Origin of the sequence: Trabulsiella odontotermitis, assembly GCF_001188485.1 — a bacterium.
In the GTDB taxonomy this organism is placed as follows: domain Bacteria; phylum Pseudomonadota; class Gammaproteobacteria; order Enterobacterales; family Enterobacteriaceae; genus Trabulsiella; species Trabulsiella odontotermitis_A.
The window spans coordinates 1-24749 of record NZ_JNGH01000106.1 but is presented as its reverse complement, the minus strand read 5'-3'; the positions used below and the strand labels follow the sequence as shown (position 1 = coordinate 24749).

Sequence of the window (24749 nt, the reverse complement as noted above, 5' to 3'; positions counted from 1 at the left end):
GCGTAATAATGCGCACGCCCTTACTTTCCGGATCGATGGTCAAATCCAGTTGTTCCGAGGCAAAGCTGGCGGTGCCGGTGATGTTAATCAGTGCGTTTTCCGTGTCGAAGGCGAAAATCTGCGGTCGCGCAACGCCGTTGACGACATCGAGATTGGCCGCCGCGCAGTTCACCCGCACTTCGTCATCACCAAAGATTTGCCCGACGATATAGTTGCCGACGTTCAGGCCGAGGATCTCCATCAGATTGCGGCTCACCAGCCCGTCATTCATGAGCAGCTTCAGGTTGCCGTTGCTGCTGCCGAGCAGTGCCGCCACCGAATTGCCGGTGCCGCGCAAATCCGCATCGCCGTTCATCTCACCCAGCGTTTTCTGCATCAACTCGACGTTCGGCATCAACTCCTTCAGCTTCAGCCGCCGCGCCTGAATTTCCGCCCGCCCCTGCATCGGCTTTTTATCGCCCTCAAGACGAATGTGCGACGAAATGGTGCCGCCCGCGAGACCAAATTTCAGCGGACTGAGGCGCAAATCGGCGTTGTTAAGGATAATGTGCGTCGAGAGATCGCTTATCGGCAGCGTGCTGCCGTGCTCGATGCGGCGCCCTTTGAAACGCACGTCGGCGTCCATCACGTCCCACTTATCGGTTTCAAAGCGGTCATACGGCAGGACTTTCCCGGCCGGTTGCGGATCCTGCTTCACTTTTGATGTTTTGGTGCCTTTGCCGGAATCGACGCCGACCAGCGGCCCTAAATCAGCGAGACGCAACTGGTGCGATTCCAGATCGCCCTCCAGTTTTGGTCGCGGTTTGCCGGTGGTGTAGGTCAGCGAACCGTGAATGTCACTGTCGCCGATGCGGCCATTAAAGTCGCGGTAGTCAAAGACGGAGCCTTTCTCGCTGTTGATTTTTGCCACCAGGTGGCCGTCGGTGGAAAACGGCGGCGTATCGGGCAGCAGCACGCCGGTCAGATCATACAGCTCGCCAAGCGAGTCACCGGAGAATTTCAGCCGCAAATCCACGCCGCCCATGTTCATCGGATCGTTGACCGTGCCGGTAAAGGCCACCTGCGTATTGCCGGAGCGGAAATCGGCCTGCACCGGGAACGGCGTGCCTTCGCTGCGCAGCGCCAGCATGCCGCCAATTTTACCCGTGCCGGTCAGCGGCTGGTCGTTATAGCGCCCTTGCGCCTTCAGGCCAAAGACATAATCGCTCGCTTTCGCGTTATCGCCCTTCGCTTTATTGCCCGTCACTTCACTGAACGGCAGCGGTTTACCCAGCGGATCGACCAGGATCTCCACGTCGGCGCGCGTCACCTTATCGTCGATTTTAATGCGCCCGCGATCGAACAGAATATTATCAAGGCGGAAAGACCAGCCAGACGGCTGCGCGTTGGGATCTTTATTTTCATCCGCCGCCAGTGTGAAGGTCCAGTTGTTGTTCTTTTCCGATAGCCGGATCAGCCGTGCATCGGGCTGCACGAGCTTGATCCACGGCAGGTAAACCGTTTTTGTCAGCAATGCCAGCGGCGCGAGCGTCGCTTCCACGCGCGGCAGATGCACCATGGTAATTTCCGGGATATCGGGCGGATTGCCGAGCAGCACGTCGTCCGCATGCACATGTGGCCACGGGATCCAGCTTCGCCACCCGGTTTCACCCGGCTGACGCTCCCAGACCACGCCCAGATCGCCGCGAATGGCGAACGGACGGTTCAACTCGGTAGACACTTTTTGATTTATGGTTGGCTTCAGCCGGTTCCAGTCAAAGGTCGCGATAATGATGAACAACACGACGATGATCAGCAAAATCGTGCCTGAAATCAGGGCAATGGCTTTACGCGTTTTTGTCATGCCGGGTCCACTCCTGTCTTGCCTCACCTTTTTGAATAATAGTTGAGACGAGCAGAACCTGCGGCAAATCAGGCTAATGTGAGCAGGACATTCTCAAGCGTGGAGAGGGGAACCGGACGGGAAAGGAAGTAACCTTGCGCCGCGTACGCTGGCGATTGCTGCACGTCGCGCCACTCTTCCAGCGTTTCAACACCCTCGACAATCACCCCCTGACAATAGCGGTTCATCAGTTGCAACAGTTGGGTGAAGAGGTTGCGCCCTTCCTGCGATTTGCGCAGCATAATGAACAGATCACGGGCGACTTTGATGTAGTCGTAGTGCACTTCGCTCAGGGCGGAAAAGTTCGCCATGCCAGTGCCAAAATCATCCAGCCACAGCGGGCCGAGTTCGCACATGGAGGCGAATGTGGAATCTTTCGGCAGCTGAATGTGTTCCACCAGCTCAAAGCGGATCCACGGCAGAGATTCGATCAGCGCCGCCAGCTTCGCATCTTTGCGCAGCGCCAGCAGCGTCGGGCCGTCGACGTTCACCGATGCCAGAATCTGGTTTTTCTCAAAGAATGCTTTTTTCTCCGCCAGCAGCGTCAGTTGTTCTTTGACCACGTCGCTGCGCTGTTTGACCGACACCTGGGCGAAATAGCGATCCGGCGCAATACGCTGACCTGGGTGCGAAGGATGGGTGACAACCGTCAGCAGTTCAACCGCCATCAGGCGACCATCGGTTTTATAGATGGGCTGATAAGTGTAAGCACGTTCACATCCCAGCCAATAGCGGCGCTCCTGCAGGCCTTTTAAGCCCACATCCGGAATGCTTATTTGCTGGATAACCTGCTTTGACTTCATCTCAGTTGTCCTGTCGAAAAAAGGAAACGGTCGAACGCTGCTTCAGGATTATCGGCGGCATAAGTGAGAACTTTATGTTCAATGGCGGCCATTTTCTTTTTCTGAGAGGAAGAAACAGACAGGAATACGCGTCAGCTCAAGAAAATAATGGAACGTTGTTTTAATATGGTTGACCACGAAAATGCCACAGCGCAAACTAGCGCTAATTTCCCAGATCCAGGTTCACGACTATGTCTAAAAAAATTGCCGTGATCGGCGAATGTATGATTGAGCTGTCTGAAAAAGGGGCAGATGTCAGCCGCGGTTTTGGCGGCGATACGCTTAACACGTCTGTTTATATTGCGCGTCAGGTGAATGCCGCCGCGCTGACCGTTGATTATGTCACCGCCCTCGGTACCGACAGTTTCAGCCAGCAGATGCTGGACGCGTGGCAGGGTGAGAACGTTGGCACGGGTCTGATTCAGCGCATGGACAACCGTCTGCCGGGCCTCTATTACATCGAAACCGACGACACCGGCGAGCGCACCTTCTATTACTGGCGCAACGAAGCCGCCGCCNGCCGCGCCAACGGCGGCAAGGTGATATTCGATAACAACTATCGTCCGCGCCTGTGGGCAAGCCGCGAAGAGACGCAGCAGGTTTATCAGCAGATGCTCGAATTTACCGATATCGCCTTCCTGACGCTGGATGACGAAGACGCGCTGTGGGGCGCGAAACCGGTAGAAGAGGTGATTGCGCGCACGCACGCGGCGGGCGTGAACGAAGTGGTGATCAAGCGCGGCGCAGACTCATGCCTGGTGTCCGTTGCCGGTGAAGCAGTGATTGAGGTGCCAGCGGTGAAACTGCCGAAAGAAAAAGTGGTGGATACCACGGCGGCGGGGGATTCCTTCAGCGCGGGCTACCTGGCGGTGCGCCTGACCGGCGGTGACGCGGCAGCAGCAGCGAAACGCGGGCACCTGACGGCCAGCACGGTGATTCAGTATCGCGGGGCGATTATTCCGCGCGACGCGATGCCTGCGTAATTAACGGCATAAAAAAGTCCGGTATGCATCACGCTACCGGACTTTTTTTATTTACGGTTTACTGGCCCGGCGGAATGTCCGAGACATCGTGCGCATCATCGCTCGCCGCCGGTGCCGCAGGGGCGGCCGGGGTCATGAACTGATCCCAGGTCGCCTGCAGCTCTTTCATGCTGTACTCCGGCTCACCTTTTGGTTGCAGCAGCACCAGCGCCATCTCCTGCGACAGTTGCTGGCGGAGATCCTGATTCAGCATCTCCAGCGTCAGCGAGTTCAGGAAGGCCTGACGCAGCTTCTGATACTGCTCCGGCGCGATATCCACCACCTGGTTTTGCAGCGAGCGCATGCGCTGGCCCGTCAATACGCCTGTGTCGGTACGCGCGTAGGTGGCGAACAGCTTTTGCAGCTCCAGATTCTTCTGCGCCACCAGAGCGTTGAATTCCTCTTCCGGCAAGCCGTTATCACGCACCTTCGCCAGCTCGCGAGCGATGGTGCTGAGATTGGCATTGAGCTTCTCGTTTGGCGACTCCACGTTTATCGCACACTGCGCGCGCTGGTACAGCACACGGCAGTCAAAGCCCAGGCCAATATCTTTGGCGTTGTTTTTGCTCAGGTTCTGCTGAACGTGCCAGAACAGCGCTTCACGCGCGAGATCGGCGCGCCAGTAGCGCAGCAGCGCTGCGGATTCACGGATCGGCTGCCACGGGGCGTCCCACATAATTGACAGGCGATCCTGATGTTCAGCATCGGTCATGATGCTGACCGGCTCGGCACGCAGCGGAGAGAGCGTCGGCACGGCGGCCGGGGTTTCACGTTTCCCTTTCAGCTCACCGAAGGTTTTGTTGATTTGTTCCGCCACAGCGCGGCTGTCGACGTTACCGACCACAATCAGCGTCATCGCATCCGGCGTGTACCATTTCTCATAGAACGCTTTCAGCTGTTCGGCATCAACCGGCTGCTTCAGCGGCTCGGAAGGATCATGGGCGAGCATGGTGGAGCCTTTCAGGCGATAACGCCACCAGCCCTCTTTCGGGTTTTGCGGCCAGGTCGCCACCATGTCTTCAGTGGCGAGCGCTTTGTTAACCGCCTCCGGGGTAATGGTCAGCTTGCCGCTGGCGTCCGCAAGCCAGGTCAACGACTCTTTCAGCAGGTCGTTGCGGTTGTTGGGCAGGCTGAGATTAAAGAGGGAGTAATCGTAGGAGACGATAGCGGGCGGCATCGGGCGAGTGGGATCAATGCCCTGCTGCCAGAGCGAGCGCGCCTGCATAGCGTTCAAACTGCCGCTCTGGGTTAACGCCAGACGCGGGATAAAATGGCTGTAGCCACTCTGCTGTGTACTTTCGGACAGCGAGCCGATATTGACGGACAGGCGAATTTCGATGCGGTCACTCGGACGCTGTGGGGTGGCAAGCACCTGCCACTGGACGCCATTAGATAGCGTTCCCTGCTGCCAGGCGGGATCCGGCTGGAGTGCGTCTGCCTGCACATAACCGGCCGCCGCCATCATCAGCAAACCACCAGCGAAGAGTCGAATTTTTGTGCCCTGCATGTGAACCCCTGATGAACAATCCTGGTTACAAAGGCCACCCGTCATGCGGGGGCAGCCTAAAAATTGAGAGAAATACGTCGGTTAGACCGCAAAAACGAAGGATCGTCACACGCGAACGTAAATAATTCATCAATTATGCGCAGGAGCCCGCAGTCCATCAAGGACTACGGGCTTAAGTGGCGGGATTATGAGGAAATTTCTTGTGTTTTGTTGTCTGTGCCACGGTTATTGAGCGTGTCGGTCAGCTTTTTCTGGTCGAGTTCTTTCACCCATTTAGCAACCACCACGGTGGCGACGCCGTTACCGACCAGGTTGGTCAGCGCGCGCGCTTCAGACATAAAGCGGTCGATACCGAGGATCAGCGCCAGACCCGCAACCGGCAGATGACCGACGGCAGAAATGGTGGCGGCCAGCACGATAAAACCGCTGCCTGTAACGCCTGCGGCGCCTTTCGAGGAGAGCAGCAGAACCACCAACAGCGTGATTTGATGGAAAATATCCATCTCGCTGTTCGTCGCCTGGGCGATAAACACCGCCGCCATGGTCAGGTAAATGGAGGTGCCGTCGAGGTTAAACGAGTAGCCCGTCGGAATCACCAGACCCACCACCGATTTGCGGCAACCCAGTTTCTCCATCTTGTCGAGCATACGCGGCAGCGCCGATTCCGACGATGAGGTCCCCAGCACGATCAGCAGCTCTTCACGGATATAGCGGATGAACTTGAAGATGCTGAAGCCGGTGGCACGCGCGATAGAGCCCAGCACAACCACCACAAACAGAATACAGGTAATGTAGAAGCAGATAATGAGCTGGCCGAGTTGCACCAGCGTCCCGACACCATATTTACCGATGGTAAAGGCCATGGCCCCGAACGCGCCAATCGGCGCCAGGCGCATGATCATATTGATAATGCCGAAGATGACCTGCGAGAAGCTTTCAATCACGTTAAAAATCAACTGGCCCTTGCTGCCCAGACGATGCAGCGCAAAACCAAACATCACTGCAAACAGCAGAACCTGCAGAATGTTGCCGCTGGCAAACGCCCCGATCACGCTGTTCGGGATCACGTCCATCAGGAAGGCTATGACACCTTGGTCTTTCGCCTGTTCGGCATAGACCGCCACGGCTTTGGCATCCAGCGTTGCCGGATCGACATTCATTCCGGCGCCGGGTTGCACCACGTTAACAATGATGAGACCAATGATCAGTGCAATAGTACTGACCACTTCGAAATAAAGCAGTGCAACCGCGCCGGTGCGACCCACGGCTTTCATGCTTTCCATGCCTGCGATACCGGTTACCACGGTACAGAAAATAACCGGCGCTATCACCATCTTAATCAGCTTAACGAAGGCATCGCCAAGCGGTTTCATTTGGGCGCCTAACTCAGGGTAGTAATGACCAAGCAAGATACCGATTGCAATGGCTGTCAGGACCTGGAAGTAGAGGCTTTTAAAAAAAGAAACTTTCATAGGGTGTCCTTAGAATAAAACCACAGGCTATGTAGGGTTTTAAGTCGCCTGCGGTTTTTAAAATAACACCCGGGAAACATAACAGAAATATTTAGACAAGCATCTGCAACAGGAATGTTAAAAATTTTGAGCTGAACCGCATAAGCCTGTCACTTTCATCATGGGCTTTCATGCGGTCTGGAATCGGAGAGGTAGTCCTGCTCAAAGACGTCGGGTTGCACCGCGCGGGCAAACAGGTAACCCTGCACCGATTCAACCCCTGCGGCTTTCAGCCATTCATACTGTGCCTGGTTCTCCACACCTTCGGCGACGATTTCCAGATCAAGGCTGCGCGCGAGCTGAATAATGGCAGAAACCATGCTGCTGTCGTCCGGCAACAGGTCGATAAACGCTTTGTCGATTTTGAGGATATCCACCGGCAACGATTTCATATGCTGAAGTTGCAACAGCCCGGCGTAGCCCATGCCGAAGTCGTCGAGCGCCACGCGCACACCGGCTTCACGTAACGGGCGCAGAATGTCCACCGCCGCTTTCGGATCGTCAATGCGATGGCTTTCTGTCACTTCCAGAATCAGAGTGCCGGTAGCAATTCGGTAACGCTTCATTAACCTTAACAGGTCCGATACCATATTCTGGTGCAGCAACTGAAGGGCAGATAAATTCACTGACAACGGCATCATGATCCCTTTATGCTGCCACGCCGCCAGCTGTCGGCAGGATTCTTCCAGCACCCAATAGCCTACCGCGACGATAAGTCCGCAGGCTTCGATGCGTTCAATCAAATCGGCAGGCAGTTCCCATTCGCCGTTGGGTTGTTTCTGCCGCAGCAGCACTTCCGCGCTGCACACTTTATCCGTCGCGGTATCCACCTGCGGCTGCAGCCAGATAGCAAACTGATTATTTTCCAGTGCGGCGAGCAGATCGCTCTCTTCGCTCAGCCGCTGCTGTGCAGCTTCCATCTGCGCCGGGTCGAAGAACTCAATCTGGTTTGGCGGGCAGCCTGCCATTAAACATGGCGATACCGATACTGGCGCTCGGACGGAGCTGAATACCCTGCAACGGCAGACGCTCATTAATGACAGTGAGCACTTGCTGACCAAGCGTAATGGCATGCCACGGCTCTTTTACGCCGTGTGCCAGAATCGCAAAATCATAGCCACTGACCTGGGTCAGTACCATGCGCGGTGAAATCACCGAGCGGAGTTTTTCCACCAGCGTCAGCAGCAGGATTTCGCGCTGCGTCTCTTTCAGCACGCCTGCCGTATCCTGCAGGGTTTCACAGGCCACCACGATCAGCGCGGTGGACTGCTCGCGGGCAACGGTCTGCTCCAGCAACGCCAGTAAAAACGCCTTGTTCGGCAGATCTGAAACCGGGAATCGGGTGGCGTGGCTGTTCAGCTCTTCATGCTGACGCAGGAGAATTTGTTGATTGCGGTTATAGCTGCGCACCAGCATGCCGATTTCATCATCATGATGCAGACGCGGCAGCGTCAGCTGATGGCCCACGCGCTCCTGCGGCGAAACGTCGTTCACCTCGCGGGCGATGCTGCGAAGCGGACGCACAATCAACCGGTTGATGCACCAGGTGATCGCCACGCTGAGCATCAGCGATAAAAGTAAGTAAGCAGTCACCAACGTAGCCAGCGCGCTCATCACAAAGCGATACATCTGCCAGGAGTCGGCCTGCAATACCAGATAGGCCAGCGGCTGCGGATTGGCGGGACGTTCGAGCGAATAAATGGGCAGCGAGATTTGCACCGGCAGCTCAAAAATGCGGGTAATCATCACCGGCACCGGGCGTTCCGGGATAAAGCTCATGCGCAACGCCTGGAACTGGTTCGGCAAAACCACGTCGGCGCGGCTGACAATCCCCGCTGGCTGAATACGGGCCAGAATGGTTTCGGCTTCCGGGATATCGGCTTTCAGGATGGCGGCAGAGAGCGGTTCACGCACCGAGCGGGCAACGCTTTCCAGATGCGTCGCGGTGGTATAGCGGTTCTGTTGCACAAAATGGAAGAGCAAAATAAAGCAAAAAATGAACGTAAACACCATGACAACGGCGGACACCATTGCCATCTGTTTAATTGTCAACGAACGGCTAACGCGCAAAAGGACTCTCCACTGAGACAGAAACACTACCTGCATGCCGCGTTCAACGTGAACTCAGCCAGCGACCCGGTAACGAAATGTTACCAGAACGCCGGCTGATTATACCCGATCGTTCAGAGAATNCCGCCTCACCCTGCCACTGAGACGGGATCAGGTTGTTCAGCGGGTAGCGCGGCATGGTTTTGGTACGCGAGTGCGACCAGGAGCCGGACGCCCCCAATTCCCACGACCAGTTTTCCGTACGCTCACGCCACAGCACCGGCACGGCGAAAGAAAGGTACGATTGCGGACTGTAATAGCCGCCCTGCCCGAGGGTGTAACCGCTCAGGTCTTTATCGTAATGCCAGATCATATTGTTCAGGCCAATAGTGACCCGGCGGTTATTTTCATTGATGACTTTGTAGTAGTAACCAGTCATCCAGCGGACGCGCCAGTTATCCTCCACGTTTTTACCGTTCAGGCTGTCAGCGCCGAGGCTCGCCCATACGCCGTTGGCTTCGCCTTTGTCATAACTCATGCTGACGCCCGCCCCGGTGGCGCGAACGCCGCCCCAGGTGGTGCCAGTGTGACCGTCATTGTCGTTATCTTTTTGCCCGCCGAAGGCCAGCAGCGAGCTGGAAATCGGTCGACGATGCACATTTAACGTGTAGCCAAACGGCCCCAGATCGTCGCTGTAGCTCAGGCCGCCCACCACATCGACGACGTTAAAGCCGATGGGCGTGGTGCCGAGATCCATATTCCAGGTGTCGTTTTTCCAGCCGACGGCGATGCTCGCGCCGCTGTCAGACTGTTTTGTGCCGCCGCGGCAGCCGTCATCGCCCAGCGAACAGGTGCCCCAGCTGTCGTCGTAGGTGCCACCGCTGGTGGAGAACGTCCCGGCGTTCATGTTCACAAAGTCGGAGCGGAAGAACATGCGCCCGTCCGCCAGCGGCGCATCCGCCTGCAGCATGGTGGTGTGCGCTTTCAGATCGGAATAGCCGCCAGTACCGCTGGAACCCCAGTAATCATGTTCCAGCGTGACGTTCACATCCTGCTGACGATAGAGATCGGCGGCATCGCTGCGCACGCCACGCTTCAGCCAGTCGTCTTTTTCATCATTGCGCATCAGGCGGGTAAAGCTGTCGTTGTCCTGTGGACGCGCGGGCGTAATGCCGGTCGCCACCATCGCATCTTTATAATCTTCCAGCCCCTGCTGCGGATTGCCCGAGGCCGCTTCCACGCGCGCCGCATCACGCAGTACCAGCGCGCTGTCCATCGATGGCGGCTGCGATTTCGCCTGTGGCACAATGCGGCTGAAGATTTGCTGCGCGGCGGCGGTATTGCCCAGCCCGGACTGCGCCAGCGCCACGCGACGCTGCATGTTGATCGAGGAACTGGCTTCCAGCGGCGGCAGTTTGGCTAACTGTTCGCGGGCGCTGGCCTTGTCGCCATCGGCGAGATAAACCTCCACCAGCCCGAGCCGCGCGTCCTGGTTTTCCGGCTCTTTCGCCAGTACCGCGTGGTACTGCTCCACGGCGGTTTGCGTATCGCCACGCTGCTGCGCCCAGTCGGCGAGAATCAAATCGATCCGCGTGGATGACGGCTGCTGTTTGAGCAACGCGATGGCCTGATCTTCCTGACCGGCATCGCGCAGGCGGTTGGCGTTTTCCAGCACCTGATAGGCGATCCGCCAGCTCGCGAATGTTGTCATTCCACTGGCTGCGCGGCAGCCGGTTCAGGTGCGTCAGCGCGGCCTGATCCTGATTGTTGCCGGAGAGGTAAAGACCGTTGGCGTAAATCTGTTCCGGGTCGTTGGGTTTCTGCTGCGCCAGTCCACGCATCAGCGCGTCGGCTTCGCTGTGTTGCCCGGCGCTGTAAAGATCGCGCGACAGGCGGTACGTCACCCACACGCTGCCCGGATCGAGCGCTAAACGCTGGCGCTGCAACGCCGCGGCCTGGGCAAATTTGCCTTCGTTTTCCAGCGTTTCAGCCTGTTGCGACAGGCGATCGTTAGTCAGGCTGCGTTCGATATCATCCACGCTTTTCCGCTGACTGGCAGAAAGGCTTTCAATAAACGCGGTGGCTTTTTCCGGCGACTGCGCACGGTAAATATTCGCCAGCCCGCGCACGGCGTTGCTGTTGCCTTTATCAAGGCGCAGCGCCTGCTGGTAATAACGTTCTGCCGCGGCGCTGTCTTTGCGCGCCATCGCCACATCACCAAGGCCGAGCACTGCGTAGCTGTCGGTGCTGTCCACCCGCCGCGCCTGTTGGTACGTACGCTCGGCAAGATCAAGGTCTCCCGCCTTCAGCGCCGCATCGGCTTTGCGGATCATCGGCCAGTAGATTTCCCAGCTCTGCGGTTTATTCGCTTCTATCGCCAGTTGTTCGGCTTTTGCCCGGAACGCCGGGTCGGCCATCTGTTTTTTCTGCTCATCGAGCTGTGCTTTCGCGGTGGTGGCCAGATCGCCGGTGGTGAACAGCAGCAGAAAACGCTGTAGCGCCTGAATGCTGGCCTCGCTGGTGGGCATCGATTTGATTTGATCGTACCAGATGTCCGCCGCGGTATTATGTCCGGCGTTAGTCTTCGCCATCTGTTCGAGAACGGCGAATGCTTCATCCCGCTTGTCATCGTCAAACAGCATGCGCGCCAGCGTCGATTGCAATTGCACGTTGCCCGGCATCGTTTTGTTGAGGTTTTTAAGCTGGTTAACCGCCTCATTATGCCGCGCCGGTAATCGCGCCACTGCGGTCCAGTATTCCACCGACAGTGCACCATCAGGCGGCGCGCCCTTGAACAGCTTGTCGTAGACGGCAAGCCCCTCTTCGACATGGCCGGTGGTGGTCAGCAAACGCGCCTGCTGCAACGCCTGTCGCCCTTCCGCCGTCGTTAACTGAATTTCACTGCGTGAGTTTTTGTAGGCACTGGAGTCCGGTGCCAGTTGCGCCAGCCGGTCGAGCTGTTTCTGCGCGCCTGCCGCATCGCCCTGACGCAGCAGATAACGCAGCCGCGCAGCGATGACGTCAGGGTTGTTGGGATCAATCAGCTCCAGTCGATAGAGCGACTGCGTGACCAGATCTTCCCGATTGCTGGCCTCACCGACACGTACCTGATCCAGCAGTTGCTGCTGGGCGGCGGAGTTAGCAGCCCAGGCCGTCGGTACCGTCGCAAGGCCGAGCGACAAACTGAGTAAACTTACTGTGAACGTGCGCATTCCTGGCCCCAGTCAGGTAGTAATTCACCGCGGGCGGTGAAACGAAAACGGTGTTGATCCCAGCCTTGTCCAAACAGGGTTAGCACATAGTTAAAATAGGCGTCTGCGCCAGGGAAATTATCTGCGACGCGCTGGCGCTGAACGGCCTGAGCATCGCGATGTTGTAAGAACGGCAGCAGCGAGGCGGAGAAGCCGACCGGGCCGCTGTTGGTAACCTTGCCGGTGGCGATATCCACTTTCTCTGGCGGCAACCCTTCGCGAGTGGTCTGCATCGCCATCGGGTTAAAGCGTTTGAGCAGGCGCGCTTTTTGCGGATCGCTGTCGTGCATCATGCCGACCCACAAATAAACACGGATGGCGTCATAGCTGCCGACCAGCGTCTTATCCTGTTTTAACTGCCAGCCTTTGTCTTTTACATACCGCACCCAGTCCGGCGAAAAGCCCTTCGGCGCGGTTTCCAGCAGCAGGCGCAGGTTAGTTTCGCGCAGCGTGCTCCACGGCGCACCAAGGCGGGCAAAGTAGCTGGTGAGCTGAGGCGGGAAATAGCTGGGGTTGAAACGCCAGCCTTTGTCGTCAACAAAACCGACTTTGCCCGGCAGCAGCATGGAGCCCAGCCCCGGCACCGTCACCACTTCCTCTTTGGCGATCCGCGACAGCAACCCTTTTCCGGCGTCGCTGTAGCGCGGCTCTTTCCACAGTCGCCCGGCTTCCATCAATGACCAGGCGATCCACAGGTCGGCATCCGACGCGGAATTACTGTCGATTACCGTCCATTTATCCTCTTTTTTACCCCACAACCAGGCGGGCAGATTCGCGTTCAGATCGCCCTGGCCGAGGTTGTCTCTCGTCCAGTTATACAGCGAAGCAAAGGCGCTGCGGTCATTCGCCACCAGCGCAAAGAACATGGCATAGCTTTGCCCTTCCGAGGTGGTGATTTTGCGCGCGTCGCTGGGGTCAATGACGCGCCCGCCATCGCTGATATAGTCCTTTTTAAACTGCTCCCAGGCCGGCCAGGTACAGGCGGCGTTGGCCTGTACGGTGACCAGCAGGGTCAGTATCAGCGCCATCCAGCGCGCGACGTTCATCATCGTTTACTCGTCATCACCCGGTGACAGACGTCGACGGCTGATGATGCGCAGCAGACGCCACAGGACCCAGGCCAGCAGCACGACGCTTATCGCCGCCAGCACCGCCAGCAAAATCGGGTGGTTAGAGAGCGCATACCAGACGCGTTCAAACCACGGCAGATGGCCGACGTAGTAGATATCGCCAACACGCAGGCTGCTGACGCCCGCCTCGCGGATCACCGAGACCGAGCCAAACATTACTGCCCGTTTGCCGCTGTCGTTCATCGCATTATTCAGCAATTCATACCCGCGNNTCCGCCAGCAGCGCCACCACGCTGCGCTGATCAGCATACGGCGACTGGAAGCCGACGATGGCCGCCATCGGGCCCGAGGAGCTGATATTGGTTTGAGCGTTCGCCTTGCGCGCGTCGGCATCCATCATCACCGACGGCAGATCGTTATGGCGCACCGGCGTTTTCACCCAGCTCTTCGTGGCATCAACCAGCAGGTCTATCTGTTTGTCGTCCTTCAGTTTTTCCGGAATGGTGCCGATCAGCAGAATATCGGCGTCTTTGTCCTGGATTTTGCTGCCATCGTCGGTGACCGTCAGGTTAACCGCCGGGAAACCGGTTTGCGCGCCGATTTCACCCACGGTATTCAGCAGCGTACCGAGCTGGCTCTGATCCGGGTTTTTCGGCATCACGATGATGGACTCGGAGAGATCCGCCATCCGGCTGAACGGGAAGCCCGCATTGGCAAACGCACGCAGATCCGGCATCGCCAGGAAGTGATAGTAGTTGGAGAAATCAATGGTGGAATCATCGCTCACTACCACGTGGTTCATCACCGGCTGGAAGGTAATACAGTTTTCGATGGTTCCGCCCGGCATCGGGTTCATGTACTGGAAATCGAAACGCAGCTGGTTGGTGGCACCCAGTTGCAGCGCCGGAATTTGCACGTCATTTTTCCCGTCCAGCAGCCCCTGCAATACCGGCAGGCGCATGATCAGCTTGTTCGCTTCCTGGGTGCTGTTGAGGTTGAACGATTGCAGGAACTGGTTGTTCAGGCTGATGTCCATCCGCGAGCTGTCTTTCACCGGCGGCATGGTGTAACGGTATTTGAGATCCATATCGATACCGTTGCTGCGCAGCAGGTAGAGATCCGGCGGCAGGTTCAGCGACAGCGAAATAGCTGTCGGGTTAAGGCCGGTAGACTGCAGCTGTTGATCGTAGGTTTTCAGCTCGCCAAAGGTGACCGGGCTGTCGGTGCGGATCCAGTTCGGCGCATCGTACGGCTTGCGCGCCAGCAGCGGTTTCACGTCGTCCACCACCACGCTGTTGCCACGGAACAGAATGTTCCCCTGCGCAATCCCCTTCGCCGCCTGCATCAGATCTTTATCATCACGACCCAGCACCACCAGCAGCTTGATGTACGGCTTATCCGGGTGGCTGATCATTTCCACGGTCGGCGCTTTCACCGGCGGGTGATCGCGCAGGAAATCCGGGCGCTTGTCGTTGGTCGCCAGTACCACCGCGTTACGGTCAGGCAGCGAGTTATAGAGCACCGGGAACGTCTGACCACGCCAGCCGGCACGGGAACCGAACCAGGAGGCGATAAGCCCNCGGCAAAGATCATCGGCAGGGTCAGCGGACGGTTATCGCGCGGGTCAAAAAACGGTACCGGGAAGTGCGACAGATCGTTCTGCACCTCTAACGTCTGGAAGGTTAAATCCAGCGCACTGCTGCGCCCGATGTCCATCCACAGCGTGGTGCTGGACGGGTTTTCACACACGTCGCGATAGTGGCCAACAGAGATCGGCAATATAGAGCGGGTCAATGGGTAACTGTGCGCTGACCTTTTTCCCGAGCTGGTCCGGGGTCACCGGCAGCACACCCATCAACTCATCGTTCAGGTAAACTTTCAGTTGTGACTGCACCGGCAGCAGCGATGGCGACGGTGTGTAATCGANTTCCGCCGCCGGGTTTGCCGCAGGCGCCGCTAGTGTGGCGGTTGGCGAAGGGGCGACCGTGGTCGGAGCCGGCGGCGTCACCGTGTTATCCTGGCTCTCTGTCGCCGCAGGCTGCGCCGGAGCCGCCGTAGCCGCGCCGGTCTCAGGTGCCGCGTAAGTGGTGATCGGCAGCATGCTGTTCATGCTCACCGCGACTGCACACATCCAGAATAGTTTTCTTTTCATCGCGTAATCATCATTGTTGAGCCATAGCCGGTTCCGGTTGACGTGCCGTTGCNNCCAGCAGGCTTTCCAGCGGCTTGTCTTCCGGGAAGCTGTCCTGCCAGAGCGCCCACGTATCCGCACGGGCGAACGTACACTGCACGAAATCAATATGCTGTTGGTTGGTCATCGGTAGCAGTTTCAGACCCACTTCGCTGCCATGGACACGCGCCACCTGCGCCGGGAAGCCATATTCCTGCTGGCCGCGCTTGAGCAGCAACTGCACTTTTTGCCCTTCCAGCACCTGCGCTTCGCCGTTAATGCTGATCCCCAGACCGCCATCGGAGAAGTCATGAACGGTACAGGAGAACAGGTGACCATCTTCGCGAGCCAGCGCCGCAGGCATGGTCATTTCGACACGGTGCGAACGACGCACCTGTTTGCTCTCAACCGAGACCGCCACCGCGCCGCCGAGGATAATCATGTTATAGAACACCCACAGCAGACTGACCCACACGGTAAGGATTTCATTTTCCGGGCCGTAGAAATAACGCCAGATACCGAACGCCACGCCCACCAGGTTCAACAACACAAGGTAGATGTAGGGGCGGGAAATGACCCAGTCGACGTATTCCTCTTCCACCAGACCGCCTTTCGCCGTAACGTTGAACGTGCCTTTGTGCGGGTTAATCAGCGCCACCAGCGTCGGCGGGGCGATATACCAGGCCAGCACCGTTTCGTAGATTTCACTCCAGAACGAATGGCGGAATTTCCCCTGGATCTTCGAGTTCGTCAGGCTGGCGTGGATCATGTGCGGCAGGACGAACAGCGCAATCATGATCGCCGGGGCGTAGATGATGTACGCATGCAGCAGCAGGAAAGCCAGCGGCGCGGTGAGGAAAATCAGCCGCGGAATACCAGACAGGAAGTGGAACATAGCGTTGAGGTAGCACAGCCGCTGCGCGAATTTCAGCCCCTTGCCAAACAGCGGGTTATCGAGACGGAAAATCTGCACCATGCCGCGCGCCCAGCGGATACGCTGACCGATATGCGCTGACAGACTTTCCGTTGCCAGCCCTGCCGCCTGCGGAATTCGCATGTACGCGGAGGTGTAGCCGCGACGGTGCAGGCGCAGCGAGGTATGCGCATCTTCGGTCACCGTTTCGACGGCGATGCCGCCAATCTCATCCAGCGGTTTACGGCGGATAACCGCGCACGATCCGCAGAAGAAGGTGGCATCCCACATGTCGTTACCGTCCTGCACCAGCCCGTAGAACAGCGTGCCTTCGTTCGGCGTTTTACGGAAACGCCCGAGGTTGCGCTCGAACGGGTCAGGGGAGAAGAAGTGGTGCGGCGTTTGCATCACTGCCAGATTTGGATCTTTCAGGAACCAGCCGACGGTCATCTGCAGGAACGAGCGCGTCGGGACGTGGTCGCAGTCGAAAATCGACACCAGATCGCCCTTCGCCATCTTCAGCGCATTGTTGATATTGCCGGCCTTCGCATGCTCGTGAGTGGTTCGCGCCACGTAATGCACGCCCAGGTTTTTGGCAAACTGGCGAAACTCTTCGCGCCCGCCGTCGTCGAGGATCCAGATGTTCAGTTTATCTTTCGGCCAGTCGATACCCAACGAGGCATAAACTGTATTTCTGACTACACTCAGCTCTTCGTTATAGGTCGGGACGAAAATATCCACGGCGGGCCACAGCGAGGTATCTTTCGGCAGTGACACCGGATGGCGGTTGAGCGGCCAGACCACCTGGAAAAAGCCCAGCACCAGCACAATCCAGGCGTAGGTTTCCGCGAACAACAGGATCATGCCGCACACCAGGCTTACCGGGTCGTTCCAGTTGAGCGTTGAAGTATAACGCCACCAGATATAACGGCAGGAAACGGTGAGCGACAGGACAATGAGCATCAGCGCCGAGAAGCGACCCGGAATACGGCGAATAAACAGCGCCACGCCCCACAGCAGCATCAGGAAAATAAACTGCGACAGCGGGTTAAACGGCTGTGTCACGCAGATCAGCGCCAGTAAAAACGACAGGATCATAATCACGCCAAGGATGATTTTGCGTAATCGCGGATCCAGGTGCCCCAGCTCTTTTTTGTGGTCGAGGTGCTCCGTCTGTGCGTTGAAGCGCGACGGCAGCTCTTCCAGCCACTGGTGATAGCGCCCCTGCAGCTTTTTCAGCGACGAAAATGAACGCCAGCGGCCTTCCTGTCGCGGCTGCGGCGAGCGGGTGGTCAGTAACCAGACCAGTTGCAGCAGGTAGCGCGCCGGATCTAACGGCCGCGGGCGGTGCGGATCGATATGCGGGAAATACTCGCGCTGCCGTTCACGAATGCGCTGCCAGCGAGGGTGTTCTAACGGAATAAAGGTCCAGGCCAGCGCCACCCACAGACAGGCCAGCGTCGCGCCGAGCCAGGTAGCGCCGTGGCGACGATAGTCGTGGAAGCGCGCCGTCATCGCCGCTGCCACCGGTGGCGCGAGGAACAGCCTGGACAGGCGAATCATGTTTCACTCCCGACAGACGTGCGGACACCGGCGTAGTGCAGCAGGCACCAGTTCGCCAGCGTAATGACCTCTTCTGCGGCCAGCGCGTCGCTGCGGTATTCGCCAAGGGGTTGCTTCGCACCCAGGCTTTCGGCTACCGCTTCATCACGATGAATCGCAATTGGCAGCAGACGGCGCTGGCTTTGCAGCCAGATCTGATAGATATCATCCTGAATCTGGCTGCCGACCCGCAGATCGTTAATCAGCACGTGCGCTTTTGTAGGCAGCGCCTGCTGATGCAGCCGCACATGGCAGTTGGTATCGGGGTTGACGATGGTCAGCGTGTGGTGGCACGCCTCCAGCAGCGGCTGCGTGTAGGGCAAATAGCCGTGCGGCAGGTCGACTAAAATCCACTGATAGTGACCGAGTTCATGAAGCTCGCGCAGAATATCGCCGAGCTGCGACCATTTCGCCTGCAGGGTATAAAGGTTTTCCTGCTCGGCGGGCGTCAGTTGCCCGAAGGGCAGGAGATCGATCTGGGTGGTGTAGCGCATCCCGGCGTCTCGCCACGCTTTTTCGTCCAGCAGTGCGCGCATCCATCCGTCGCGATGAACAAAATCAACATTGAATGACAGGCGCAGCATATTGTCCGGGGAAGCATCGACGACCAGAACTGTCTCACCAAGAGACTGCAATGCCCAGGCTAACGCTGCAGTGATCGACGTCGTACCCACGCCGCCACGAATGCCTTGTAATCCCAGAATAGCCATCCACGGCTTCCTTCTTATTGATGCTCAGCCAACTCGGCCAACAGCGGCCAACGTTTTAGCGCAGAGGCTAACTGGTCGCGCTGGGAAATATCAGTGTAATCAATTTCCGGCAATGAGAATGCCCGGCTCAGCGCCATAAAGTCATTTTGAAAGGTATATCCGAGCGAAGGATCCGCCGGTGTTATTGGCTCATCATTACCAGACATTTTTTTGATCCACCTGGACTAAAATGTGTGTTCAATAGTGACGACAATGCATTCAACTATGAAATACGGTTTACATGCTAAATCTGATGTTCTTTAATTTCAATGTTAGGTTTATTCTCACGCTTTCGCTAGTAAACTGAATAACAGGTAAATTCGAATTGATGAGGGACACCGTGGAGCCCATATTTTCTATTGGTATTCAATCCCTGTGGGATGAAGTCAGCCAGATGCCTGCCGGCGGCGTGTGGTGGCTTAATACTGACCGTTATCAGGACGCGGTAAGTCTGCTCAACCATACGTTATCCGCCCAACGTAAAGAGGATGCTGTCGCCGCCGTAGTGATGGGGGAAAACCCTAAAAATATTGTTAAATTAAACCCCGATCGCGGACCAGAAAAAATACGTTTATTTTCCATGCCAAAAGATGAAAGTGGTCTATACTCGCTTGGGCGAGATCTACTTTGCACTGTCGAACCGGCGCATTCTTTATTTATCCTGTTATGCAGCGATAATGCCTTGCAAAATAGTGATCCCAAAAAACTCCGCCGTTGGGTAGCGCAAATGCAAACCTGGGTGAAATATCACCATTGCACGTTACTAATCATTAATCCCGGTAATAATACAGACAAACAGTTATCTCTGCTGTTAAGTGAATACCGTTCCCTATCCGGTCTCGCAAGTCTTCGATTTCAGGGCGATAACTATCTTCTCGATATAGCTTTCTGGTGTAATGACAAAGGCGTCAGCGCACGACAACAGCTTCCAGTCATTCAGGATAATAATGGATGGCGGGTGTCACAGGAGGTCGAGGCGATTGTGCAACCGCGCAGCGATGAAAAAGATGTGCTGTGCAATATTGCCGTGCTGGAAGGTGCCCCCCCGCTCTCGGAATACTGGACGCTGCTGGATACCAACGACGCCGTGTTTAACGCCGCGCGCACCGCTCAGGCCGCCACTATCATCTTCACCGTCGCGCAAAACGCGCAGATTGAACAGCTCGCGACCTATATTCATACGCTGCGTCGCCAGCGCGGCAGTGCGCTGAAAATCGTCGTGCGCGAAAGTACCGCCAGCCTGCGTGCCACCGACGAACGTCTGTTGCTCGGCTGTGGCGCGAATATCGTGGTGCCGTGGAATGCGCCGCTGTCGCGCTGCCTGACGCTGATCGAAAGCGTGCAGCGCCAGGTGTTTAACCGCCACGTGCCGGAAGATATCGCCACGCTGCTGTCGATGACGCAGCCGCTCAAACTGCGCGGTTTCCAGAAATGGGATGTTTTCTGCGAAGCGGTACACAATATGATGACTAACCCGCTGTTACCTGCGGACGGTCGCGGGGTGATGGTCGCGCTGCGCCCGGCGCCGGGATTACGCGTTGAACAGGCGGTGACGCTCTGCCGTCCCAACCGAACGGGCGATATCATGACTATCGGCGAGAACCGTCTGGTGCTGTTCCTGTCCTTCTGCCGCATTAACGATCTCGATACCGCGCTCAATCACATCTTCCCGCTGCCGACCGGCGATGTCTTTTCGAACAGGATGGTATGGTTTGAGGATAAACAAATTACCTCGGAAATTCTGCAGATGCAGGCGGTCAAACCGGAGCGCTGGACGACGCCGCTGCCGATCACCACAGGGCCGGAGACAGTGATGAACGTCGAGCACGACGGTCGTAGCTGGCGCCGTATCCCGGAACCGATCCGACTGGCTGAGACTCACGGAGAGCACGCATCATGATGTCGATAAGCGATATTCTGCAACTGGTGGTGCTTTGCGCGCTGATCTTTTTCCCACTGGGCTATATGGCGCGCCATTTCTGGCGTCGAATTGAAACCACGTTACGGATGATGTTTTTTAAACCTCGTTATGTGAAACCGGCTGGCGTACTGCGCCGAACACCGACCGTTCAGGGCAAAGCGAAAAAATGACTAATTCAATTCACACCGCTACGAAGCCATCTCCACTCTGGCAATACTGGCGCGGACTTTCCGGGTGGAACTTCTACTTCCTGGCGAAGTTTGGTCTGCTCTGGGCGGGATACTTAAATTTCCACGCCATGAAGAACCTGGTCTTTATGGCGTTTTTGCTGCTGCCGATCCCGAATGAACGACTGCACAAATGGCGTAACTGGATAGCGATCCCCATCGGCTTTGGCCTGTTCTGGCATGACACCTGGCTGCCTGGCCCGGAAAGTATTATGAGCCAGGGATCGCAGGTGGCCGGTTTCAGTTTCGACTACATTCTCGATCTGGTGACGCGCTTTATTAACTGGCAGATGGTCGGCGCCTTCTTTGTGCTGCTGGTCGCCTGGCTGTTTTTAACCCAGTGGGTGCGGGTGACGATTTTTGTGGTCGCCATTATGGTCTGGCTGAACGCCATCACGCTGATCGGCCCGACCTTCACGCTGTGGCCTGGCGGCCAGCCGACGACAACAGTGACCACTACCGGCGGACAAGCAGCGGCAACGATCGCAGCCGCAGGCGATAAACCGGTCGTCGGTGATATTCCTGCGCAAACTGCGCCGCCCACCTCCGCGAACCTGAACGCCTGGCTGGCCAGTTTCTACGCGGCGGAAGAGAAGCGAAAAACGACGTTCCCGGCCTCGCTGCCTGCTGACGCGCAGCCGTTCGATCTGCTGGTCATCAACATCTGTTCGCTGTCGTGGTCGGACATTGACGCTGCCGGGTTGATGCAGCATCCGCTGTGGTCGCATTTCGATATTGTGTTTAAAAACTTTAACTCCGGCACGTCTTACAGCGGCCCGGCGGCGATTCGCTTGCTGCGCGCGAGCTGCGGTCAGCCGTCGCACACTAACCTCTATCAGCCTGCTGGTAACGAGTGCTATATCTTTGACGATCTTGCCCGTCTCGGTTTTACCGAACAGCTGATGCTGGGGCATGACGGCGTGTTTGGCGATTTCCTGAAAGAAGTACGCAACCAGGGCGGCATGCAGGCGCCATTGATGGATCAGAAAGGCTTACCGGTTCNNGACCTTCTTCAACACCCTGCCGCTGCACGACGGTAACCACTATCCGGGCCAGAGCAAAACGGCGGATTACAAAGCACGCGCACAGAAGATGTTCGACGAGCTGGATCAGTTCTTTACCGGGCTGGAGAAATCCGGGCGTAAAGTGATGGTGCTGGTCGTGCCGGAGCACGGCGGTGCGCTGAGAGGCGATAAGATGCAGGTCTCCGGTCTGCGCGATATCCCGAGCCCGTCGATCACCAACGTGCCTGCCGCGGTGAAATTCTTCGGCATGAAAGCGCCGCATCAGGGCGCGGCGGTGGAAATCACCCAGCCAAGCAGCTACCTGGCGATTTCTGAACTGGTGGTTCGCGCGGTGGACGGTAAGATGTTTACCGAGGACAACGTGAACTGGTCGCAGTACACCAGCGACCTGCCGCAAACGGCACCCGTGTCGGAAAACTCGAACGCGGTCGTCATTCAGTATCAGAACAAGCCTTATGTCCGGCTCAACGGCGGCGACTGGGTGCCGTACCCGCAGTAATCTAATGCCCTGTTATTGCAGGCAGATGGCACAAAACGTGTGCCATCTGCCATCACGGAATAAAAGCAAATCGATAAATTTTTACGACATTTTTACTTGCGAGCATTTTGACGGAAAGCGATCCTGTTTGCAGATGCTAAAGGGAGTTTTATTACGCCTCTTACAACGCAAATATAAAGATCAACACGGTACGTCATTATGGGTAAACGCGACGCTAATGTCATGCATTGCATTAGTTGTGAATTGTCATGCCAGGTATTTCCACAAAAATCAGTACGACTTCAATACTGCGGGAATGCTAACTTTATATTATGGCCCGAAAGAAATTCTTATCTTAAGACAGGACTTCTGGAATCGTATTTATTACACAGCAAAATTATCACCCTTAATGGATTTGTTTTCGTCGATTTCTCGGTATCAAACCTGCGCTATTTCGTCGGGCAAGAGTGGATAGACCGCCTGACAGAAACAGGCATGAAAATCATCATCATAGCCGATAGAGTCCTTGCTCCCCTGGCTAACTACTGGTTAAAAAAATGGCGGGGCGTGCAGGGGATAATTTATGCAGACGACAGTGCCAGCCATATTCACTATAAGTTCGAGAGAATATTTTCGGGTCGTTTTGCTAACATCACGCGAGGGCCAACCCTCAACGATTCAGAATTTTCGTTATTAGCGCTTATTTTATCTGAATCAGGCTTGCGAAAAGCACACAGACTTAACGAATTAAACGTGAGTGAAATCTACGTCAGAAAAAACCGCCTCGAAAGAAAGCTCGGTTGTAATATCAACAAACTCTTCTCATTAATTTCAGGCACGGCGAAAGAATACCCTCCGCTGGGTTAAGTCGGTTGCTGCCATCTGTAATAAAAAAGGAGCCGGAATATCCGGCTCCTTTTTTCAGAGGCATCACTTACCAGCTGTATTTCACCCCGAGCATACCCTGGGTATCACTGTAGCCTTTGTCACCCATCTGCACGCCCACGTTACCCCAGACGCTCAGGCGATCATTCAGCTTGCCTTCCACGCCGGTACGCACTTCGCCCAGGTCACGGGCGCCATCACGGCTCACGCGCTGACCATCCATCTTCACGCCAAAGGCGTCGGTATTGTGGATCCAGTTCACTTCCACGAACGGCTGGAAGGTACGCTGTTTACCGTCATCCATTTTGTGATGGCTGTTAAGGTACGTTTTCACACCCAGACGCGTCTGGATATTGCCGTCGCCTTCTGACTCAATGCGAGTGCCGTCTTTTCTGAAGTGCGCGTCGTCCTTCACGCCCATCCAGGTGATCTGCGCCTGCGGCTGGATATACCAGGTGTTCAGCGTCCCCTGGCTGCCGGTGAACTCAGCGGCTTTCAGGGTGTAACCGGCTTCCAGCGAGGCGGTCAGCCCTTTCGAGTCGTAATCGTCGCCCTGGTGGTTATCTGATTCCACGTGGTTATCGAACCAGTTGTACTGCATCCAGCTGTCCACATACGCCCCGGTTTTATCCGCGTCGTTCTGGTACCAGGTGCCGTACAGACCAGCGCTGTAACCGCTGATGCGGCCGTCAGAGCCGTAACCGACACGGTCGCTGCGGGTGTTGCTGTGCTCATTGGCATAGCCCCCCATCACGCCCAGATGCCAGCGGTCGAGCCCGTCAGTACTCCACTGTGCAATGTCGCCACCCAGTTGCAGTACATAGCGGTTGCTCTGCGTTTTCATCCGTCCGTCACCGGCAGAGGAACGTTCGTGGCCACCCACGTGGCGCATCCACATGCTGCTGACATTATCTTCGCCGTTATGCAGGGCGTCGGTGTACTGCGGCTCGCCGAGACGATCGTGCAGACGATGGTTAAACAGCGTGTTGGCCGCCGCGATGTTGCTGATATAGCTGCCGGCCGCCGGACTCAGTGCATCACGGCCGTCAGGGTCAACCACCGGGCCTGGCGTGGGTTCCACCGGGTCTGTCGGGTCGAGCGGGTCGACCGGCACATCCACCGCCGGCACACTGCCTGTCCATTTGCTGGTCAGGTACCAGTTCTTCGCCGCATCGCCGGTGCCTTTCGCCAGAGTGTAGACAAACGCCCCGGCCTCAACCGTCCCGGTGGTCAGCGCGAAGTTACCCGCTGATGTGCCGTCCACCTGAATCACCTCGATGCCGTTCACCGTCTGTGCACCGGTGCCACCAGTGTTGGTCACACTGACCTGGGTATTGCCCGCCGTATTGCCGCGTACCGTCAGTTTATCCGTCGGTGAGTCGTCGCCACCCAGTTCGGTACTGAACGCCAGCAGACCGTTGTTACCGGAGTAGTTGCCGTTCACCGTCAGGGTGTTGCCCGGCGTCCCGTCATCACGGGTCAGCAGGACGGAGCCGCTGTTGGTCAGATTGCCGCCCACCGTGAAGTCGTTCATCTGCATCGTACCGCCCTGCATGACGTCGATATCCCCGGCGGTGCTGCCGTAACCGGTAAACGAAGCGCCGTCGTTGACGTTCACCAGCCCGCTGGCCATCGCCACCGCAGA

General features: G+C 56.9%; 12 protein-coding genes and 5 pseudogenes. 5 read left to right on the top strand and 12 right to left on the bottom strand.

What is annotated here, in order from left to right:
* Window positions 1-1843: AsmA family protein (locus GM30_RS18755; RefSeq protein ID WP_049849861.1), on the bottom strand; the 1843-nt coding region annotated here is incomplete at its 3' end.
* Between the two features lie 68 nt (window positions 1844-1911).
* Window positions 1912-2685 (bottom strand): cyclic-guanylate-specific phosphodiesterase, encoded by a 774-nt coding sequence (pdeH, locus tag GM30_RS18750; RefSeq protein WP_049849860.1) that lies wholly within the window; start codon window positions 2683-2685, stop codon window positions 1912-1914.
* 230 nt (window positions 2686-2915) lie between these two features.
* On the opposite strand from pdeH, the gene GM30_RS18745 reads away from it, so the two are divergent.
* The gene (locus GM30_RS18745) at window positions 2916-3707 is read left to right on the top strand and encodes a sugar kinase (protein ID WP_049849859.1); all 792 of its coding nucleotides are present in this window, start codon (window positions 2916-2918) and stop codon (window positions 3705-3707) included.
* 58 nt (window positions 3708-3765) lie between these two features.
* Here GM30_RS18745 and GM30_RS18740 read toward each other — a convergent pair whose 3' ends face one another.
* The 9 genes and pseudogenes from GM30_RS18740 to bcsR all read right to left on the bottom strand — a co-directional run bounded on the left by GM30_RS18740 (window position 3766) and on the right by bcsR (window position 18735).
* On the bottom strand, window positions 3766-5253 hold the full coding sequence (locus tag GM30_RS18740; protein WP_049849858.1) for a M16 family metallopeptidase: 1488 nt from the start codon (window positions 5251-5253) through the stop codon (window positions 3766-3768).
* Between the two features lie 185 nt (window positions 5254-5438).
* Entirely contained in the window at window positions 5439-6725 is a 1287-nt protein-coding gene (locus GM30_RS18735; RefSeq protein WP_049849857.1) for a dicarboxylate/amino acid:cation symporter, read from the bottom strand.
* A 158-nt stretch (window positions 6726-6883) separates the two neighbouring features.
* Window positions 6884-8834, bottom strand: a pseudogene (locus GM30_RS18730) (sensor domain-containing phosphodiesterase).
* 82 nt (window positions 8835-8916) lie between these two features.
* A pseudogene (gene bcsC, locus GM30_RS18725) lies at window positions 8917-12025 on the bottom strand (cellulose synthase complex outer membrane protein BcsC); the annotation flags it as partial.
* Window positions 12007-13110, bottom strand: a complete 1104-nt coding sequence (gene bcsZ, locus GM30_RS18720) for a cellulose synthase complex periplasmic endoglucanase BcsZ (RefSeq protein WP_049849862.1) — start codon at window positions 13108-13110, stop codon at window positions 12007-12009. The pseudogene bcsC and the gene bcsZ, both read right to left, overlap by 19 nt.
* Window positions 13111-13116: 6 nt before the next feature.
* Window positions 13117-15286 (bottom strand): annotated as a pseudogene (gene bcsB, locus GM30_RS18715) (cellulose biosynthesis cyclic di-GMP-binding regulatory protein BcsB).
* A 55-nt stretch (window positions 15287-15341) separates the two neighbouring features.
* Window positions 15342-17780: pseudogene (gene bcsA / locus GM30_RS18710) on the bottom strand (UDP-forming cellulose synthase catalytic subunit); the annotation flags it as partial.
* Window positions 17777-18529 (bottom strand): cellulose biosynthesis protein BcsQ, encoded by a 753-nt coding sequence (gene bcsQ / locus GM30_RS18705; protein WP_049849856.1) that lies wholly within the window; start codon window positions 18527-18529, stop codon window positions 17777-17779. The pseudogene bcsA and the gene bcsQ, both read right to left, overlap by 4 nt.
* A 14-nt stretch (window positions 18530-18543) precedes the next feature.
* A complete protein-coding gene (gene bcsR / locus GM30_RS18700) occupies window positions 18544-18735 on the bottom strand; it encodes a cellulose biosynthesis protein BcsR (RefSeq protein ID WP_049849855.1) in 192 nt (63 codons plus the stop codon).
* 161 nt (window positions 18736-18896) lie between these two features.
* Here bcsR and bcsE point away from each other — a divergent pair, with 161 nt between their 5' ends.
* The 4 genes and pseudogenes from bcsE to GM30_RS26350 all read left to right on the top strand — a co-directional run bounded on the left by bcsE (window position 18897) and on the right by GM30_RS26350 (window position 23086).
* The gene (gene bcsE, locus GM30_RS18695) at window positions 18897-20468 is read left to right on the top strand and encodes a cellulose biosynthesis c-di-GMP-binding protein BcsE (RefSeq protein WP_049849854.1); all 1572 of its coding nucleotides are present in this window, start codon (window positions 18897-18899) and stop codon (window positions 20466-20468) included.
* On the top strand, window positions 20465-20659 hold the full coding sequence (gene bcsF, locus GM30_RS18690) for a cellulose biosynthesis protein BcsF (protein ID WP_049849853.1): 195 nt from the start codon (window positions 20465-20467) through the stop codon (window positions 20657-20659). Before bcsE ends, bcsF begins: the two co-directional genes overlap by 4 nt.
* Window positions 20656-22240: pseudogene (gene bcsG, locus GM30_RS18685) on the top strand (cellulose biosynthesis protein BcsG). The gene bcsF and the pseudogene bcsG overlap by 4 nt, the downstream one beginning before the upstream one ends.
* Before the next feature lie 198 nt (window positions 22241-22438).
* Window positions 22439-23086: a hypothetical protein gene (locus GM30_RS26350; protein WP_072094173.1), complete on the top strand. Its 648-nt coding sequence runs from the start codon at window positions 22439-22441 to the stop codon at window positions 23084-23086.
* A 67-nt stretch (window positions 23087-23153) separates the two neighbouring features.
* On the opposite strand, the gene GM30_RS18675 is transcribed toward GM30_RS26350, so the two are convergent.
* A partial coding sequence (locus GM30_RS18675) for an autotransporter outer membrane beta-barrel domain-containing protein (RefSeq protein ID WP_155484010.1) occupies window positions 23154-24749 on the bottom strand: 1596 nt, incomplete at its 5' end.

What these genes read in the sequence shown, in the direction of transcription:
- pdeH (WP_049849860.1), bottom strand. Translation starts at nt 2,685, where the DNA reads ATGAAGTCAAAGCAGGTTATCCAGCAAATAAGCATTCCGGATGTGGGC.
- GM30_RS18740 (WP_049849858.1), bottom strand. Translation starts at nt 5,253, where the DNA reads ATGCAGGGCACAAAAATTCGACTCTTCGCTGGTGGTTTGCTGATGATG.
- GM30_RS18735 (WP_049849857.1), bottom strand. Translation starts at nt 6,725, where the DNA reads ATGAAAGTTTCTTTTTTTAAAAGCCTCTACTTCCAGGTCCTGACAGCC.
- bcsZ (WP_049849862.1), bottom strand. Translation starts at nt 13,110, where the DNA reads ATGAACGTCGCGCGCTGGATGGCGCTGATACTGACCCTGCTGGTCACC.
- bcsQ (WP_049849856.1), bottom strand. Translation starts at nt 18,529, where the DNA reads ATGGCTATTCTGGGATTACAAGGCATTCGTGGCGGCGTGGGTACGACG.
- bcsR (WP_049849855.1), bottom strand. Translation starts at nt 18,735, where the DNA reads ATGTCTGGTAATGATGAGCCAATAACACCGGCGGATCCTTCGCTCGGA.
- bcsE (WP_049849854.1), top strand. Translation starts at nt 18,897, where the DNA reads ATGAGGGACACCGTGGAGCCCATATTTTCTATTGGTATTCAATCCCTG.
- bcsF (WP_049849853.1), top strand. Translation starts at nt 20,465, where the DNA reads ATGATGTCGATAAGCGATATTCTGCAACTGGTGGTGCTTTGCGCGCTG.
- GM30_RS26350 (WP_072094173.1), top strand. Translation starts at nt 22,439, where the DNA reads ATGGGTAAACGCGACGCTAATGTCATGCATTGCATTAGTTGTGAATTG.